The sequence below is a fragment of the Fervidobacterium sp. 2310opik-2 genome, from assembly GCF_011057735.1.
Taxonomy (GTDB): domain Bacteria; phylum Thermotogota; class Thermotogae; order Thermotogales; family Fervidobacteriaceae; genus Fervidobacterium; species Fervidobacterium nodosum.
Map to the genome: position 1 here is coordinate 1 of NZ_LNGG01000011.1, position 16715 is coordinate 16715.

Annotated in this window: 18 protein-coding genes and 1 tRNA gene; 3 read left to right on the forward strand and 16 right to left on the reverse strand. The window is 33.5% G+C overall.

What is annotated here, in order from left to right:
• Positions 1-363 (forward strand): DDE-type integrase/transposase/recombinase (locus AS161_RS09230; RefSeq protein ID WP_206518780.1); only part of this gene is annotated, 363 nt, incomplete at its 5' end.
• Between the two features lie 304 nt (positions 364-667).
• Positions 668-2011, forward strand: coding sequence for a cyclic 2,3-diphosphoglycerate synthase (locus AS161_RS04950; RefSeq protein ID WP_164542009.1), 1344 nt, complete (start codon positions 668-670; stop codon positions 2009-2011).
• Between the two features lie 77 nt (positions 2012-2088).
• Here AS161_RS04950 and AS161_RS04955 read toward each other — a convergent pair whose 3' ends face one another.
• The 3 genes from AS161_RS04955 to AS161_RS04965 are packed head-to-tail and all read right to left on the reverse strand — an operon-like array spanning position 2089 to position 4227.
• Positions 2089-2328, reverse strand: a complete 240-nt coding sequence (locus AS161_RS04955) for a hypothetical protein (RefSeq protein WP_164542010.1) — start codon at positions 2326-2328, stop codon at positions 2089-2091.
• A complete protein-coding gene (locus AS161_RS04960; RefSeq protein WP_164542063.1) occupies positions 2325-3551 on the reverse strand; it encodes a HAMP domain-containing sensor histidine kinase in 1227 nt (408 codons plus the stop codon). Before AS161_RS04960 ends, AS161_RS04955 begins: the two co-directional genes overlap by 4 nt.
• Positions 3526-4227, reverse strand: coding sequence for a response regulator transcription factor (locus AS161_RS04965; RefSeq protein WP_238374616.1), 702 nt, complete (start codon positions 4225-4227; stop codon positions 3526-3528). Before AS161_RS04965 ends, AS161_RS04960 begins: the two co-directional genes overlap by 26 nt.
• Before the next feature lie 97 nt (positions 4228-4324).
• Between AS161_RS04965 and AS161_RS04970 the strand changes: the two genes are divergently transcribed.
• Positions 4325-4412 (forward strand) — tRNA-Ser (locus AS161_RS04970).
• An 18-nt stretch (positions 4413-4430) separates the two neighbouring features.
• Here AS161_RS04970 and AS161_RS04975 read toward each other — a convergent pair.
• The 13 genes from AS161_RS04975 to AS161_RS05035 all read right to left on the reverse strand — a co-directional run bounded on the left by AS161_RS04975 (position 4431) and on the right by AS161_RS05035 (position 16653).
• On the reverse strand, positions 4431-5078 hold the full coding sequence (locus AS161_RS04975; RefSeq protein WP_164542011.1) for a hypothetical protein: 648 nt from the start codon (positions 5076-5078) through the stop codon (positions 4431-4433).
• A gap of 37 nt (positions 5079-5115) precedes the next feature.
• Complete coding sequence (locus AS161_RS04980; protein ID WP_164542012.1) at positions 5116-6069, reverse strand: radical SAM protein; 954 nt, start codon at positions 6067-6069, stop codon at positions 5116-5118.
• Complete coding sequence (locus AS161_RS04985) at positions 6066-6509, reverse strand: GatB/YqeY domain-containing protein (protein WP_164542013.1); 444 nt, start codon at positions 6507-6509, stop codon at positions 6066-6068. The genes AS161_RS04980 and AS161_RS04985 overlap by 4 nt, the downstream gene beginning before the upstream one ends.
• Positions 6510-6546: 37 nt before the next feature.
• A complete protein-coding gene (locus AS161_RS04990) occupies positions 6547-7524 on the reverse strand; it encodes a histone deacetylase family protein (RefSeq protein WP_011993959.1) in 978 nt (325 codons plus the stop codon).
• Positions 7505-7942, reverse strand: a complete 438-nt coding sequence (rpiB, locus tag AS161_RS04995; protein ID WP_011993960.1) for a ribose 5-phosphate isomerase B — start codon at positions 7940-7942, stop codon at positions 7505-7507. The genes AS161_RS04990 and rpiB overlap by 20 nt, the downstream gene beginning before the upstream one ends.
• Positions 7943-7957: 15 nt before the next feature.
• Entirely contained in the window at positions 7958-8293 is a 336-nt protein-coding gene (locus tag AS161_RS05000) for an STAS domain-containing protein (RefSeq protein ID WP_164542014.1), read from the reverse strand.
• 33 nt (positions 8294-8326) lie between these two features.
• Positions 8327-8665, reverse strand: coding sequence for an STAS domain-containing protein (locus AS161_RS05005; RefSeq protein ID WP_011993962.1), 339 nt, complete (start codon positions 8663-8665; stop codon positions 8327-8329).
• Positions 8666-8688: 23 nt separating this feature from the next.
• Entirely contained in the window at positions 8689-9285 is a 597-nt protein-coding gene (gene lexA, locus AS161_RS05010) for a transcriptional repressor LexA (protein WP_011993963.1), read from the reverse strand.
• Positions 9282-9695: an archease gene (locus AS161_RS05015; protein ID WP_011993964.1), complete on the reverse strand. Its 414-nt coding sequence runs from the start codon at positions 9693-9695 to the stop codon at positions 9282-9284. The genes lexA and AS161_RS05015 overlap by 4 nt, the downstream gene beginning before the upstream one ends.
• A 1-nt stretch (position 9696) precedes the next feature.
• Positions 9697-12144, reverse strand: coding sequence for a DNA gyrase subunit A (gene gyrA, locus AS161_RS05020; RefSeq protein ID WP_274376826.1), 2448 nt, complete (start codon positions 12142-12144; stop codon positions 9697-9699).
• A 107-nt stretch (positions 12145-12251) separates the two neighbouring features.
• Positions 12252-14204 carry a methionine--tRNA ligase gene (gene metG, locus AS161_RS05025; RefSeq protein WP_011993966.1) on the reverse strand — a complete coding sequence of 651 codons (1953 nt, stop codon included), beginning with the start codon at positions 14202-14204 and terminating at the stop codon, positions 12252-12254.
• Between the two features lie 125 nt (positions 14205-14329).
• On the reverse strand, positions 14330-16069 hold the full coding sequence (locus AS161_RS05030; protein ID WP_164542015.1) for a 5'-nucleotidase C-terminal domain-containing protein: 1740 nt from the start codon (positions 16067-16069) through the stop codon (positions 14330-14332).
• Positions 16066-16653 (reverse strand): thymidine kinase, encoded by a 588-nt coding sequence (locus AS161_RS05035; RefSeq protein WP_011993968.1) that lies wholly within the window; start codon positions 16651-16653, stop codon positions 16066-16068. Before AS161_RS05035 ends, AS161_RS05030 begins: the two co-directional genes overlap by 4 nt.
• Positions 16654-16715 lie beyond the last annotated feature (62 nt).

Sequence of the window (16715 nt, forward strand, 5' to 3'; positions counted from 1 at the left end):
TGGCATGTATCAAGATATCGTGATATGTCACAAGTTAAGATATTGTTAGATAAATACTTTAGTCAAAGAAAACAAAACACACAAATAGAGTTAATAACCGATGGACTAAAAGCGTACGAGATAGCAGTAAAACTAAATTTTGATAATGTTGAGCACAGAGAAGTAAGACTAGGTAAAAACAACGAATGTGAATCGAAATTTTCGTTATTTAAGATGTTTGTTAGGGCGAAAAGGAGCTTCAAGAAATTTAGCAACATACGGTACTATGTAAATGGTTTTTGTGTAGTAAGGAACCTATGCAAGTTATATGAGAACGAAAATGAGATGATTACAGCTTTAGCTTCCATCATCACTACTAGTTAACAGCATCTTTTAGTGGTTTCAACTTCGTATTCTAAATCAGAAAAGCCGCATTTTCAAACCAGTATTATTATACTACAAATTTATTCAAAGTAAACAATACTTTGGAATAGTTTCCATAAAAATGCAAAAACTACCATACTTAAGCATACTAAAGCAAAAAATGATATGTTTATCGTTATTATTCTTACTTTTTATTTTCTAGATATTGTAAAGATTGAAATGTAAGAGAAGTTGTTGTATATTATTCTAGGTAAAATTTTAGGCCAAAACTGCTTGACGTTATAAACATTAGGAGGTGTAAGAGATGGAAAAAAGAAGGAGAAGAGTTATTATTTTGGGAGCCGCCGGAAGAGATTTTCACAACTTCAACACATTCTTTAGAAACAACGAAGATTACGAAGTTGTCGCTTTTACAGCAACACAAATACCAGATATAGCAGGGAGAGTATATCCAGCTGAACTTGCTGGTCCACTTTATCCAAATGGAATTCCTATCGAAGACGAAGCAAAACTTCCAGAACTTGTTAAGAAATACGATGTAGATGAAGTTATTCTTGCCTATAGCGATTTGCCACATCAATATGTTATGGAAAGAGCAGCAATAGCGCTTGCAACAGGTGCAGACTTCAAACTTATGGGACCAAAAGCGACAACTGTTGAATCAACAAAACCAGTTGTCTCAGTTTGTGCAATTAGAACAGGTTGTGGAAAGAGCCAAACAACGAGAAGAGTACTTGACATACTTAGAAGTAAAGGTTTAAAAGTTATATCAATAAGACATCCAATGCCATACGGTGATTTAGTTGCACAAAAAGTCCAAAGATTTGCTGATTACTCCGATTTGGACAAACACAACTGTACAATCGAAGAACGTGAAGAATACGAACCACATATCGACAGAAAGAGTGTTATTTACGCCGGTGTAGATTACGAAGCAATCTTAAGATCCGCTGAAGCTGAAAATCCAGATGTAATTCTCTGGGATGGTGGAAATAACGACTTCCCATTCTATAAGTCCGATTTACAAATTGTTGTTGTTGATCCTCACAGACCAGGTCATGAAATTTCCTATTATCCAGGTATGGCAAACTTACTCATGGCAGATGTTATAGTAATAAACAAAGAAGAAACAGCTAACAGAGAAGATATAGAAACTGTCAGAAAGAATATCGCCAAATGGAATCCAAATGCTATCGTTGTTGATGCAGCATCGCCAATATTTGTCGACGACCCAGCAATGATTAGAGGTAAAAAAGTTCTTGTTGTCGAAGATGGTCCAACCCTAACACACGGTGAAATGAGGTACGGAGCAGGTTACGTTGCCGCAAAGAGATTTGGAGCAAGAGAAATAATTGACCCAAGACCATTTGCAGTTGGCTCAATTGTTGAAACATACAAGAAATACAGCCACCTTGATGTTATCCTTCCAGCAATGGGATACGGCGAAAAACAAATCAAAGAACTTGAAGAGACTATCAATAAATCAGACGCGGAAGTTGTTATCATAGGAACACCTATTGACCTTAGAAGAGTTATGCACATCAACAAACCAGCAGTTAGAGTAAGATACGAACTCCAGGAAATTGGTGAACCAACACTTGACCAAATATTGACAGACTTTCTTAAGCAAAAAGGATTATTGAAATAATTACCCTTCAATGAATAAAAAAGCACCGTGTGGGTTAAACCACACGGTGCTTTGTTTTTTCAAGTAATTCAAGTAATTTAAGCTAATGCATCAAAATTCTTCCCTTGGTAAAGTTCGCCTGCGATTCTTACAAGTTTTAGGTTCATCGCATTTTGCTTGTAGAACGCAAACTCTAATAGTTTAAGCATCATATCACTTGAATGCTGAACTTGTGCCTGCGCTTGCTGAATTTGTGGATTTGCTTCCGACCTTTTAACATTTGCATTTTGATAAACATAAGGATTCACGCCTATTCCACCTAAGCCTTCTATTCTCATTTTTCATCACCTCGATTCTTTACTATTGAAAATACGGTAAATTCATCGTTACTTACAACCTCTATTTTCAACCCAAGTTTTATCGCAATTTCTTTCGCTATGTACAGTCCAAGACCCGTACCATTTGAGTTTTTGCCTTTGTAAAATCTGTCAAAGATTTTATGAATCTCTTCTTCTGGAATTTTTTCACCATGATTTTTGATATCTATTCTATCGTTCGAAATACTAACCACAACAGGTGGCGCACCATGAGTAAAAGCATTGTTAAGAAGTATTGTTAATATTATTCCAAGCCCTTCTCTGTTAGAAACAATTACTCCTCTGCCTTCAACACTTACATTTTTCCCCTTAAATCGATGAGTAATAATATCACTCACAAAATCTTCTAAAATAATCTTTTCTTGCGTTAAGGTACTTACCTTAGCAAGTAAAAGCATATTCTCTATTATTTCTTTTATCTCTTTACTACTTTCTTCTATTGCTCCTATGGCTTCTTCGAGTATTTCTTTATCATCAGTTCCCCAACGTTTTAACATACTTACGTATCCAAGCAGATTCGCAATAGGTGTTCTCAACTCATGTGACACAGCAGATACAAAGGTTTCTTGTGCCTTATATTCCCGCTCTATTCTTTCCATTAAATCGTTGAACTTCTCAACTAATTCTTCAACCTCAAAACTTTTTGGTTTAACTTGCACTCTATAAGCTAAATCTGTACCACCAAGTTTTTCAATTTCAGATATAAAATCTTTTAAATCTTTTACATTTCTTCTTGAAAGAAAATAAGTTGACATAAACACAGAGATAGCTATAAAAATTACTGCGAATATAAATATACTTCTTATTGAATAAAGAAATTTCATAGTTGATGTTACATCTCTTCCTAAAACGAGATTTTTGTATTTTACAAAATAAAAATACCTATCAAAAATTTTTTGAAAACCTTCAGCATCTATAAAACCTATACCATATGGATCGTTAATTACTGATTTTTCTTCAGTTTCTGCCACATATAAATCCCATCTTGTAACAACGTAATGTGGTCCAAATGGTGAATACATGATTACAACAGAGCGTTCAACATTACCCATATCGTTTATTATGTTTCTTGTAGCAACAAATGTAAAATACCTGTATATTCCCAAAAGTACTGTACCAACAATTATAATAGTCGCTAATGTGTTAAAAAATGAGAGCTTAGTCGTTAGTTTCAATTTTTTCACCAACCAATTTATACCCAACACCACGTATTGTTTTAATAAGTTCCGGAGATAATTTTTTCCTAATATAATTGACATAGACTTCAACAGTATTGTCGGAACCGTAGTAATCTATTCCCCAAACTGCATCTAGTATCTCTTCTTTACTAACAACTCTATCTTTATTTTTTGCCAAGTACAGCAATAAATCAAATTCAGTTTTGCTTAAATCAACGTTTTTCCCGTTGTAAATTACTGTTCTTTGATTTTCGTATATCTCAAGGCTTCCAAATTTTATAGGCTGTGAAATCGAAATATTTTTTCTCCTAAGTAATGCTTTTATCCTTGCTAACAGTTCTTCGTTGTCAAAAGGTTTTGTTAAATAATCATCCGCACCAGCTTCAAATCCAGCGAGCTTGTCTTTTTTCATCCCCAAAGCTGTTAACATTAGTATAAGCACATCTGGTTTCAATTTCCTAAGGTTTTGTGCTACTTCGTAGCCATCCATATCTGGAAGCATGATGTCGAGTATTACAAGCTCAGGGTTTTCATTTTTAAACTCTTCTATTGCATCAAGACCACTTTCAAAGGATACTACAGAGTACCCCACATGTTCGAGTTCTATCTCAAGAAGTCTTCTAAGTTTTTTATCGTCCTCAACAACCATTAATTTAACCTTATTTTCCATATTTTCACCCATAATTGAATCGCCTCATCTCTTGAAAAATGTACAGCTTATGCTATAATCATTTTGAAAATTTTTGAATTTCTGAATATTTTATCTTAACACTTTGGTCGGAGGCGTGTCCGAATGGCTAAGGAGCCGGTCTCGAAAATCGGTGGGCTTCACAGCCCTTGTGGGTTCGAGTCCCACCGCCTCCGCCAATTTTAGTTTTTTGTTACTCACTTTTCCTTGCTTTCCCCATACATCAAACTCCAAAGCTTTTCAAACTTTATACCATACTCTTCAAATTTTGAGATCTCGTCTTGAAAGATTGAATTAATAAGTGAAAAAGCATATTCAGTATCAAATATAGCTAAAACATAATATGATAAGACTTCTTTTTTATCTTCTTTCCAAATTCTATAGATAATCGCAAGAGAATTATCTTCGGGTATAAACTGATAGAGCCGAGAGAAAATCTCGTCAACGATTTTTAATAACTCTTCTTCATTAGTTTTATCTTCCATTTTAATTGATTGCTTAATTTTTTCTTTTCTTTCATCAAGTTTTTTTATTATTTCTTGATATGCTATTTGAATAGCACTATCTTTTAATGCATCTTCGTTAAATGATGGACCTGAGTATTCACCCAGCCCATAAGTTATGCCTTTTTTGGATAATTCCCTAAGCTTTTCTGAAAAACCTATGTTTTCATAAACCAAAATGGCTTTTTCATTTTTCTTGGTTATATCTGGAAGATATTCGATTTTTTCAGATATAGTACTTGGCTTAACATTCTCCTGCACGTTCAAAACCACTTGACCAGTAAACAGTAAAATCGCTATTGTTAAAAAAATACTCCAAAATACAATTTCCTTAATTTCCACATTATCACCTCTGTTTCTAACCCAACGTTTAGTTAGTTCATTTACTGGTTAGGTATCTTTCAATCGCAACTTTATAATCAATTCCATCGAAAGTTATTCTATCTTCATCAACAATTTTTCTATATACACTCAAAAATTTATTTCCATGTGAATTGAACCAAGCTTCATACTTTTTATTGTATTCTACAGATTTAACATCAAGTTTTTCTATTATTTTTCTAACTATTCTTGATCTTACCATATCACCAAAAGACGGGTGATATGGTCCAGCAACAATAAATTTTTTTTGACTTTCAGGTATGTGATAACCTATTCTGACAACTTGACCACCATTTGCTTCAACCAACATAACCATCTCGCTTACAATATCAACAGCATCTTCTAAACTTATCGGCTCGTATTCCCCAGATAAGAACATTCGCTCAAGTTCGGTATTTTTAAAAACTATCGTTGGATGAATTCTAAAAATTTTTACACCTATATTCAATAAATTTTTAATAGTATCCAAGTCTTTCTCTTTGTTGTCTTGTGGCAAACCAACCATTAAATGGGCTATCAATAAAAATTGGTTGTTGATTAACTTTACTGCATTTATAGCATCTTCTGAATTATAACCACGTTTCGAAACGTTTAGCACTTCGTCATCAAGACTTTCAATTCCTAATTCAATCACTTTCACATTCATTTGTTTCAACAGATGAATAATCTCATCGCTTATACAATCCGGCCTTGTAGAGATTCTTTTTGGTATGTCAGGTTTTATAGAAAGAAGTTTTATCATCGTTTCTTTTGGTAATCCAGTAAAAGTCCCACCATAAAAAGCTATCTCATCAATTTTTTCTTCTATGTTTAAATTCTCAATAAATTCCAAATTTGGGTTTTTTTCACCAGTCATAACATACTGATTACAGAACACGCAACGTGTTCTGCAACCAGCGTTCGGTAAAAAAATGGGGTAAATTTTTATCTTATTTTTTTTCAAAAGACTCACGAAAGCATCTCCTTGACAACCTCATTAACAATTTTCCCATCTGCGGAACCTTTTAATCTTGTCATTGCTTCTTTCATTACTTTTCCGAAGTCATTTTTTGTTGCTCCAAGCTCTTGAATTATTTGTTTAACTATTTCTTGAATTTCTTCTTTCGAAAGCATTTTTGGAGCATACTCTTGAAGCACGTTTAATTCTTCTTGCTCAGAATTTGCAAGGTCTTCTCTTCCTGCTTGTCTGTACGCTTCTATAGATTCTTGCCTTTTTTTGATTTCTTTAAGTATAATCTTTTGTATGTCTTCGTCTGTAGCTTCTCTTTTCTCCCCCTCAACTTCAAAGTAACCTATGGCAGTTTTTATAGATCTTAAGACTCTCAATCGAAGTTCATCTTTATTTTTCATAGCTTCTTTCATATCACTTAGAATTTTTTCTTTTAAGGACATAGTGAAACCTCCTGTCTTTGTTCTTATTTCTTAATTCTTATTTCAATCCCTCAAGAAAATTTTTCACCGCGGAAAGGTTCGATAATCTATTGTAACCACCTTCGTGTACTATTATCCCATTACCAATCTTTTCAATTAATTTAGATATTCTTAATCCTATTTCTTTATAGTCCTTATCAACAAGAGAAAAATGTCCAACAGGATCATTGATGTGCGTGTCCGTTCCTAACGAAAGTATAAAGAAGTCTGGCTTATAGTCAAGAATTTTATTATATGCCAAATCCAAAGCTTTTTTATATACTTCAAAAGTTGTTCCTCCAGGAAGTGGAATATTCAAGTTTGTACCTTCAGCATTTCCAATACCTATTTCGTTTTCATAACCGCTGTACCATGGATAAAATTGTCTCGGATCACCGTGAATTGAAACATACAAGACGTTTGGATCGTCGTAAAAAATATCTTGAGTCCCATTTCCATGATGAAAATCTAAATCTAAAATCGCGACACGCATACCTTTTTCTTCAAGATATTTTGCAGCGATAGCCACGTTATTGAAGTAACAATAACCACCACCATACTTTTTCATAGCATGATGACCTGGAGGTCTTGTAAGAGCATATACAATCACTTTATTCGATAAAGAATATTCTAATGCGCTTAAAACTGTCTCAACCGCCCCAAAAGCCGCTTTGTAGGTTTCTTTATTAATAGGTGTACCTGTGTCAAATATCTTATCAACAAAAAATACTTCTGGAATATATTCTTGGGTTACCTCTGAAGACTTTCGTTTAATATATTCAATGTAATCTTCCTCATGAGCAAGGTAAAGAACACTTTCCGAAAATCCCAACGGTTGAACTTCCGGATAATTTTTTTTCAAAAATTCATACACAAGTTTCAATCTTGAAGGCCTTTCTGGATTTCTTATAAATTTTCCGTTGTCTATCTCTTTTTTTGGTACGAAAGCATCATTCAACTGTGCACAGAAAAACATATCACTCTTCAAGTTCTTCAATCTTTTTTACCCTTCTTTCATGTCTTCCGCCTTCAAATGAAGAGTCTAAAAAGGCATCAACTGTCCACTTTGCTAGCTCTATACCCATCAAACGACCTGGCAAAACTAAAACATTCGCATCGTTGTGTTTTCGAGCATAAGTCGCCATATCTGGGAATAGACACAGAGCTGCTCTTATTCCTTTTATTTTGTTTGCAGCAATAGACATTCCAATGCCTGTACCACACATCAATATTCCAAAGTGACATTCTTTGCTTTTCACTTTTTCGGCAACTTTCTTAGCGTAATCAGGATAATCAACACTTTCTATTGAATATGTACCACAGTCTATAACTTCTATTCCTTTGTTTCTAAGGTACTCTTTAACCTTTTCTTTGAGTTCAAAAGCCGCATGGTCACTTCCTATTGCTACCTTCATCAATCAATCACCAACTTATTTTAAACTATTTACCGCTTCCATAACGGAATTATAATTTTTAATAACCTTATCAAGTGCAGTCATAGAAAGCAATTTTTTTACATTTTCATTCGCGCAAGCAAACGCAATAGCCCCACCAGAAGATAAAGCCGTTTTGTGGAGACTGACAAATGTACCAAGTCCAAAACTATCAACTAAAGGAACATTTGTTAAGTCAAAAACAATCTTTGCTTTTCCTTTCTTTATTAAATTATCAACAACCCAGTTGCGAATAGCAACAGCATTCTGCATTGAAACATCGCTATTGAGAGATACTACAACAACACCAAATTGCTCAGTAAATGCGTACATAAAACATACCTCCCATTTTTAATGTAAGAGTTTCTATTTATTTAGAAATTCAATTGCCTCTTTTTCGCTGTCAAAGATATTGAATATTCTGTCAAGCGAAGTCATTTTTAAAAGGTTTCTTATATTCGAATCAAAGTTAATTAAAACCAAAGCGCCTGCATTCATAAGTGTCTGCTTATGAATTGCAACGATTATTCCAAGACCTGTACTATCTATGTATCTGGTTTTAGAAAAGTCAAGGATAACTTTTTTATACCCTTTTTCAATAGATTCCTCGTAAACAGTTTTTTTAATCTCTTGTGAGTTCACTAAGTCAATTTCTTCAGGCATTTCAAATTTAATTATGTCGTTTTCTAATAATGATTTTTTCATAATCTGCCCTCCATAATTTTAATCTATCTAAAAATTCTTATAAGTCCTACCATTTTTCCGATGATTCTTACTTTCTTTGGCTCACATACAATAGGTTGATATGCATCGTTTTCTGGAATCAGTTCTATATGATCATCTTTTAATACCAATCTTTTAAGTGTTATTTTATCTTCTACAACAGCTGCGACTATGGAATTATTTTCCGCACTATACTGTCTTTTTATTACCACATAATCACCATCTAAAATGTGAGCATTTATCATACTATCACCTTGTACTTTTAAAGCAAAATACTCACCATAACCTTTAAGCATAGCCAATGGCACTTCTATTTCTTCATCAATTTGTTCAAACATTTCGATAGCTTGCCCAGCTGCTATTTTCCCCTTCACGGGAACAACTATACTTTCCTTCCTATCCAAAAGTGAAATAGTCCTTGGACCTTTACCGCGTTTTATGTAACCTTTTTTTTCAAGCGCGATAAGATGTAACTGCGCACCGCGTGGTGTCATTTTAAAATGACGAGATATATCACGTATTGATGGAGCATACCCCTTCATTATCATATAGTCTTTTATAAAATCATATATGAGTTTCTGCCTTTCAGTTAATTCCCTCATACATCAAACACCATCCTAACGTATAATTTACCTTCATGGTATTTCATACTGAGATTATGATAAGTTAAAGCCTTTATGGCAAGATTTATTCTTCTTTCACAAAAATAAACACAACCTTGCTCAGTTTTGAATGGATAAAATCCACTATCAATAAGAGATATTATCTCATTCACGGTATCAAATAACCAATCTAAAAATTCGTTGTTAGTGTTTACATTAGTTACGTCTATATTATAACATTTTTTAGTAAAATTTTTCAAACATTCTATTAATAATATATTTTTATTTTCAGAATATTTTTCCGAGCTGTTTTCAAGAAGTATCTTTACAATATCACTTAAAAGCTCGTCAACATTTTCTGCCACAATTTCGTAAAATAAATCCGCCTTGTGGTCTATTTCTCTGTACAAATTATTCCTCACCACCAATTACGGCGAAATCTGCAACAATATCACCATCAGCTAAATTCATAACCTTTACTCCCTGCGCAGTTCTACTCCTGGTTGGTATATCGGATACCTTGAACTTTATACTTGCACCATCTTTTGTGAATAGCACAATTTCTTCATCGCCATTTACATAAGCTACTCCTACTATTGGACCTGTTTTTTCTATCTCACCTATGTTTTTAATTCCAAGACCGTCTCTTGATTGTTTTCTGTAATCACTAACTTCTGTAAGTTTTCCGTACCCGTTTTCTGTAATCGTTAAAATATAACCATTATCATTTTCAAGCACAGTTGATGATATAACTTCATCACCTTCACGTAATCTTATACCCCTCACACCTGCAGCATTTCTTCCCATAGTTCTGACTTCTTCTATTCCAAATCTTATACTCATACCAAGCTTCGTTGAAATAAGCACAGTGTTACTTTCGGAATTTATTCTTAAAACAGAGACAAGTTCGTCACCGTCTTTAAATGTAATTGCTCTGATACCTTTCGATGTTATGTTTTTAAAATCCTCAAGACTTGTACGTTTAACAACACCTTTTTTGGTTACAAAGAATAGTTCTCCAACGTAATCGGTTATATCGACCATAGCTAATACTCTTTCTCCATTTTCAAGTTTTATGTATTTATTTATCGGTTTACCTTTGGTTCCTCTGTTGCTTTCTTCAATATCTAGATTTTCTATCTCGTACACTTTACCAAGAGAAGTGAAAAATAGTGTCTTACTATGGAGTTTACTGTAAATTATTTGCGATATTATATCATCTTCCATTAAATTTGCTCCAATTACACCTTTCCCATTTCTCCTTTGAGTTCTGAAAGCATCTATATCCATAAGTTTTAGGAACCCTTTTTTCGTAAGTGTTATAACGATATCCTTGTTTGGTATGAGATCTTTCTTATCAAATTTTGTCGCGGTCTCTTCGAGATCTGTAATTTCAGTTTTTCTTGGGTCACCATATTTTTTCTTAATTTCTTCAAGCTCCTCAATTATTACTTCGTATACTTTATCGTCGTTCATAAGAAGTTCTTTTTCTTTCTCAAGTCTAACTAGAAGGTCTCTGTATTCTTGTTGTAAGTTTTGAGTTTCTAAGTTAGTTAATCTTCCAAGTCTCATGTCAAGAACAGCCTTTGCTTGCTCTTCACTCATTTGTAGTATATCGACAAGTTGTGAAAGTGCTTCAGAAGAGTCTTTTGAGCTTCGAATTATACTTACAACAGTATCTATGGCTTTAGAAGCCTTTATTAATCCTTCAACTATATGCGCACGTTTAGAATCTTGTTGATATGCATATTGAGTTCGCTTCCTGACTACTTCAAATCTGTGCTTAACGTAAGCTTCTATAAGTTGTTTTAGGTTCATTAACCTTGGTTGCTTGTCGCCATCTATGACTAAGAAATTCGCATTAAATCTTGTTTGCAAGTTCGTCTTTTGGTAAAGATTATTCAGTATAACTTCTTCTTTCACATCTTCTGGAAATTCAATAACAACTCTTAAACCATCTTTGTCGCTCTCATCTCTTAAATCTTTTACGGGTATTTCTTCTTCTTGCAAGTAATCAGCGATTTGTTTTATCAGTTCCGCCTTACTAATACCGTAAGGTATTTCTGTTATAATAATGCTTTTTTTCTTCTTTTCATGTTTTATTTCTGCTTTACCTCTGATTGTGAATCCACCTTTACCGGTGATATACATTTCCCTTATTCCAGATTTTCCTATTATTATTCCACCTGTTGGAAAATCAGGACCTTTTATTATATCAATTAACTCTTCCACAGATATATCACGATTCTTTATATAAGCAATCGTGGCATCAACTACATCATTTAAGTTATGAGTCGGTATGTTCGTGGCCATACCAACTGCAATTCCACTAGCACCATTCAAAAGAAGGTTAGGTACCTTCGCCGGTAATACGTCCGGTTCTTGCAAACTTCCATCGAAGTTATCGAGCATTTTAACTGTTTGTTTATCAATATCCTCGACCATTTCTTCGGCTATTTTGTGTAATCTTGCTTCCGTGTAACGCATAGCAGCTGGTGGGTCACGGTCAATAGAACCAAAGTTACCTTGACCTTCAACTAATGAATATCTCATCAACCATGGTTGTGCCATTCTAACTAACGCTTCATATATAGAAGAATCACCGTGAGGATGGTACTTACCCATAACCTCACCAACAATACGTGCTGTCTTTTTAAATGGTTTATTGTGGAATAAGCCTAGTTCATACATCGAATAAATAATTCTTCTTTGAACAGGTTTTAAACCATCCCTGACATCTGGAATGGCACGACCAATTATAACGCTCATGGAATAGCTTAAATATGATTTTACAAGCTCATCCTCAAGAACGCGCTCAAAGACGTTATTTTGTTCATTCGATTTTATTTCATTGTTAATTTCACTTTCAAAGTTCTTATCCACTTACGAAAACCTCCTTGTGTTAATCGAATAATTAAACAACTAAATTAAATTTCAAATATTTCATAAGTATATTATGAAATCTTTTATGAAATCTTTGCTCCAGGTTCTATTTCAGAAGACACCGTTAAAAGTGTTAACTTATCATCTTTTTTGGCAGCAAGGAGCATACCTCTTGATTCAATCCCCATCAATTTTGCTGGTTTGAGATTTGCGACAACTACTATTAACCTACCAACCAATTGTTCTGGTGTGTAGTATTTCGCAATTCCAGCGACAATTTGCCTATGTCCAAGTTCGCCAAGATCAAGTTGTAATTTTACAAGCTTTTCTGACTTTTCTACTCTCTCCGCTTCAATTACCTTAGCAACTCTTAAATCAATTTTTTTGAATGTATCAATATCTATTAATTCTTCCATAGTAACAACATTTTCTTGTTTTTCTGTAACTTTCTGGTCCATACCTTTTACCTCCTGTTTCTTATCAGTCTTCTCTTCTTCTTTTCTCTCAGATTTCTCAAATTTTTTGAATAGAGGCTCGCCATGAATTATCTTATTTCCTTTAATTATATTCCAACCAGAGAGGAATTTTTCATCAAACTTTTCATTAACTGAGAGCCTTTTATAAACTTCCAATGAAGAATCTGGCATGACTGGTGAAACAAGGGTTGCTACCTTGAAAATACTCTCAGTTACAAGACTTAGAACCGTGCCAAGTCTTTCCTTATTCCCTTCTTTTGCTAGTACCCAAGGTTTTGTTTCATCAAAGTATTTGTTAAGTTGCGAAATGAATTGCCATAATACTTCAAGTGCATCTGTTATCTTGTAAGAATCCATAAGTTCTATAAATTTATTTTTCACTAAATCATAGTCTTCTATTAATTTCTTATCTATTTCTTCAAGATTACCTACACCGGGTATAACAGAATCAAAATGTTTCTGAATCATAGCAAGTGTTCTGTGTAAAAGGTTTCCATAATCGTTAGCAAGGTCAGAATTGAGTCTTTTAATTAGGTTCTCTTCGGAAAAATCTCCATCTTTACCAAAAACTATGTCCCTTACAAGGTAATATCTGACAACATCATTTCCATATTTTCTTACGTACTCTCTTGGATCTATTGCGTTGCCAAGTGATTTACTAATTTTTTGACCGTTTACAGTTAACCATCCATGAGCAAATACTTTCTTTGGCAATGGTAAACCAACTGACATAAGCATAGCAGGCCAAATGAGGCTGTGGAATCTATTTATTTCTTTACCTATAAGGTGCACATCCGCAGGCCACCATTTGTTAAATTTATCCATGTCATTAGGATAACCAATTGCTGAAACATAATTTATCAAAGCATCAACCCAGACATAAATTACATGTTCTGGGTCATTTGGCATCGGTATGCCCCACTTTAATGTTGTTCTTGTTATTGACAAATCTTTCAATCCAGATTCGAGGATTTTAAGCATTTCATTGCGCCTGAAATCTGGCTCAACAAAATCTGGATTTTCTTGGAAATGTTTTAACAATGCGTCGTTGTACTTCGATAACCTGAAAAAATAATTTTCTTCTCTTATGAGGTTAACTTCTCTTTTACAAGAAGGACAGATGTTATGACCATGTTCATCGTGTTCAAGTTCTTCCTCGTTCCAATAAGTTTCACACGGTACACAATACCAACCTTCATATATACCTTTATAAATATCCCCGTTTTCCATCATCTTAGAAACAAAATATTGAACTGTTTTCTCATGATTTTCATCCGTTGTTCGAATGAAGTAATCATTCGTTATTCCGAGATCCTTCCACAATTCTTTAAACTTCTCTGCAAGTGTATCACATAATTCTTTTGGTTCGAGTCCTTTTTCTCTCGCGGCCTGAGCTATTTTTTGCCCATGTTCATCTGTACCCGTCAAATAAAACACTTCATAGCCCATTAATCTCTTATATCTGGCTAAAATATCTCCTATGATAGTAGTATAGGAACTACCGATATGTGGCTCAGCATTAACATAATAAATAGGAGTCGTAATATAAAATTTCTTCACTATAAACACCTCCAAATATACCTACAAGTATTTAATTAATTTATCAACTTTTTACTAAAATTATATCATAAATCTCAAAACAAAAAAGGTGGCTTCAAAAAAGCCACCTTTTTGTTTGGTTTAGTTTATTTTACTTCAAAGAATTCTCTGATTGGTGGTATTAAGTTTAGGTATTTCTTGTAATAAACAAGTTTCCAACCTGGTCTTATTAGATTGATATTCTTTATTATTGGATTTAACTCAAGTAACTCAGAATCTGTCACGGCAAGTCTTTGTAAGATTTGGTTAAATGTATCCCCAGGTTTCACTTCATACTCAAGTTTCACGTAAACAGAGTAATTCGAGTCCATTGCACCATCTATAACTCTGCCTTTTAAATTCTCAAATATAATCTGCTGAACAGGAATTTCAAAATCTTCAATTACCTCTCCTCTTAAAATTGGATTGGTACCGTATGTTCTTACAGATGGTACTGATACAATTACTTCTGAATTGTCATCTAAATCTCTGCCCAGGTATTTTATGCTTCTTATTTTATTCTCGTTCAAAACGACGCTGTAGTTTATGTTTTCAAACAAATCATAAAGCCAAGGTTTATTAGTCAAACTTTCATCAAACAAAATTCTTACACCGTTATATTTCAAAAGTTTTGCTGAAGTCAAAATGTAATTCTTTATATCTGCGCCTGTCATTTTAACTAGTTTTACAGATGTCGTTTTTCCAACAAGTGAATACAAATCTCTTCTTGTAATTTCACCTTGTGGTATACCTGGACAATTGGCATTAAATACATTCCATATTCCTAGGTTTGAATTTGTGTAATTAATTATCAACTTATTAACGAATTCTGTTACAAAATTATCATCTAACATTGCCATGTATTTGTTAAATCCAACAGAGATGTTAGATTGCGCAATTACTTCGTCTAACCACTTATTAAAATCACCTTCAAATTTTTTTACTTGATTTAAGACCATTTCAGACGGTTCCACATTTGAAAGTAAAACTCTTTCTATCTTTACGCTTTTTATCTTAAAAGATTTATCTTTTTCTACATTTAATGTAATCTTATTAACTCCCTTAGCTTCACTGCCAGTTACAGAATATATCTTGTTCGATTTTGAACCTGTATATACGAAATCCTGATTACCAAACAAGAATATGTCAACATCTTTCGAAAATTCTCTTACAAGTTCATCACCTATATTTAACTCACTTCTAATTGCTATTTGTTTTCCAGTGATTGGATCATTTGTTATACCACCACTTGTTGCAAGAATAATCAAATCTGGATTCATTTTCTTTGCTGTATTCAGCGTATTCCTAACACTTTCTATATAATCAACATACTTTTGTGAATCGTAGGGAACAACAACACCGATCATTGCAACCTTGAATCCGTTACTCATAGTTTTCACTTTGAAGCTTACAACGTTACTTGGAAATACATTAGCCAAGTTAGCAGCCAAAACACTTGTTTTCAAATTTTTAAAAACACCTATAAGCCTTTCGGGAGAATAGTTCACCTCAAATGTCCCCGGAACAAATGCATCGTAATTAAGAAGATTAAAAGCGTTTATAACAGGATTATCTTCTTGCAAACTGGAATAATCACCAAATGGTGAACCATAGAGCAAATTACCTGTATCTATTAAAATAGTGTCTGGATTTGAACTTCTTAAATTGTCAACATATGTCTTAAGAATAGCTAAACCTTTTGGCTGATACATATTGCTGAAATAATCATATGGCAAAACATTTCCATAAATGTTAGATGTGTGGAGTATAATAATTTGCGACGCTAAAACAAATGTTGAAAGAGCGAAAAGTACGAACATAAACAGTGTGATAAATTTCTTACTCATATTAATTTTCCCTCCTCTTTACTTTTTAATTCTTCATAACATTCTTTACATACAGCAATGTATTTTTCTTTACCACCAACATCAAATATCCCACCATTTGACTTTTTCTTATAAGACAAAGTCCCTTTATACTCCCCACAAACTTCGCACACGGCCCTTTTTTTAATAACTTCGTCAGCAACAGCCATAAGCATTGCAGTAGTTTCAAAAGGATCCCAAAGATAATTCATATCCAAGCCCGCACAGTAAACATCTACGCCATCTTTAGTTATTTCTTTTACTAATTTTGTAAGTGAAGAATCAAAAAAATGTACTTCATCTATAAAAATTGCATCTGGCTTTTCATTTAAAGATTTATAATATTCTTCCATCTCTTGAACATCTTTAATTGCTCGTGCCGGCATTTTAAAAAATTTATGTGTTACAACATCATCTTTACTGTACCTTGTATCAATTTGTGGTTTAAGTATAAGTATTTTTTTCCGACCAAGCTCATATATCTCAGCATAGTTAAGAAGTTCTGTAGTTTTTCCAGAATACATTGGCCCAACTATTACCGTGAGTTTTCCTATCTTATTACTCAAACCAACACACCCCCGAAATATATTAAATTCAAATTTCATCAAAAATCTGGTATAATTATAAC

What these genes read in the sequence shown, in the direction of transcription:
- lexA (WP_011993963.1), bottom strand. Translation starts at nt 9,285, where the DNA reads ATGAGGGAATTAACTGAAAGGCAGAAACTCATATATGATTTTATAAAA.
- AS161_RS04955 (WP_164542010.1), bottom strand. Translation starts at nt 2,328, where the DNA reads ATGAGAATAGAAGGCTTAGGTGGAATAGGCGTGAATCCTTATGTTTAT.
- rpiB (WP_011993960.1), bottom strand. Translation starts at nt 7,942, where the DNA reads ATGAAGGTAGCAATAGGAAGTGACCATGCGGCTTTTGAACTCAAAGAA.
- AS161_RS05005 (WP_011993962.1), bottom strand. Translation starts at nt 8,665, where the DNA reads ATGAAAAAATCATTATTAGAAAACGACATAATTAAATTTGAAATGCCT.
- AS161_RS05030 (WP_164542015.1), bottom strand. Translation starts at nt 16,069, where the DNA reads ATGAGTAAGAAATTTATCACACTGTTTATGTTCGTACTTTTCGCTCTT.
- AS161_RS04950 (WP_164542009.1), top strand. Translation starts at nt 668, where the DNA reads ATGGAAAAAAGAAGGAGAAGAGTTATTATTTTGGGAGCCGCCGGAAGA.
- AS161_RS05000 (WP_164542014.1), bottom strand. Translation starts at nt 8,293, where the DNA reads ATGTACGCATTTACTGAGCAATTTGGTGTTGTTGTAGTATCTCTCAAT.
- AS161_RS04985 (WP_164542013.1), bottom strand. Translation starts at nt 6,509, where the DNA reads ATGTCCTTAAAAGAAAAAATTCTAAGTGATATGAAAGAAGCTATGAAA.
- AS161_RS04965 (WP_238374616.1), bottom strand. Translation starts at nt 4,227, where the DNA reads ATGGGTGAAAATATGGAAAATAAGGTTAAATTAATGGTTGTTGAGGAC.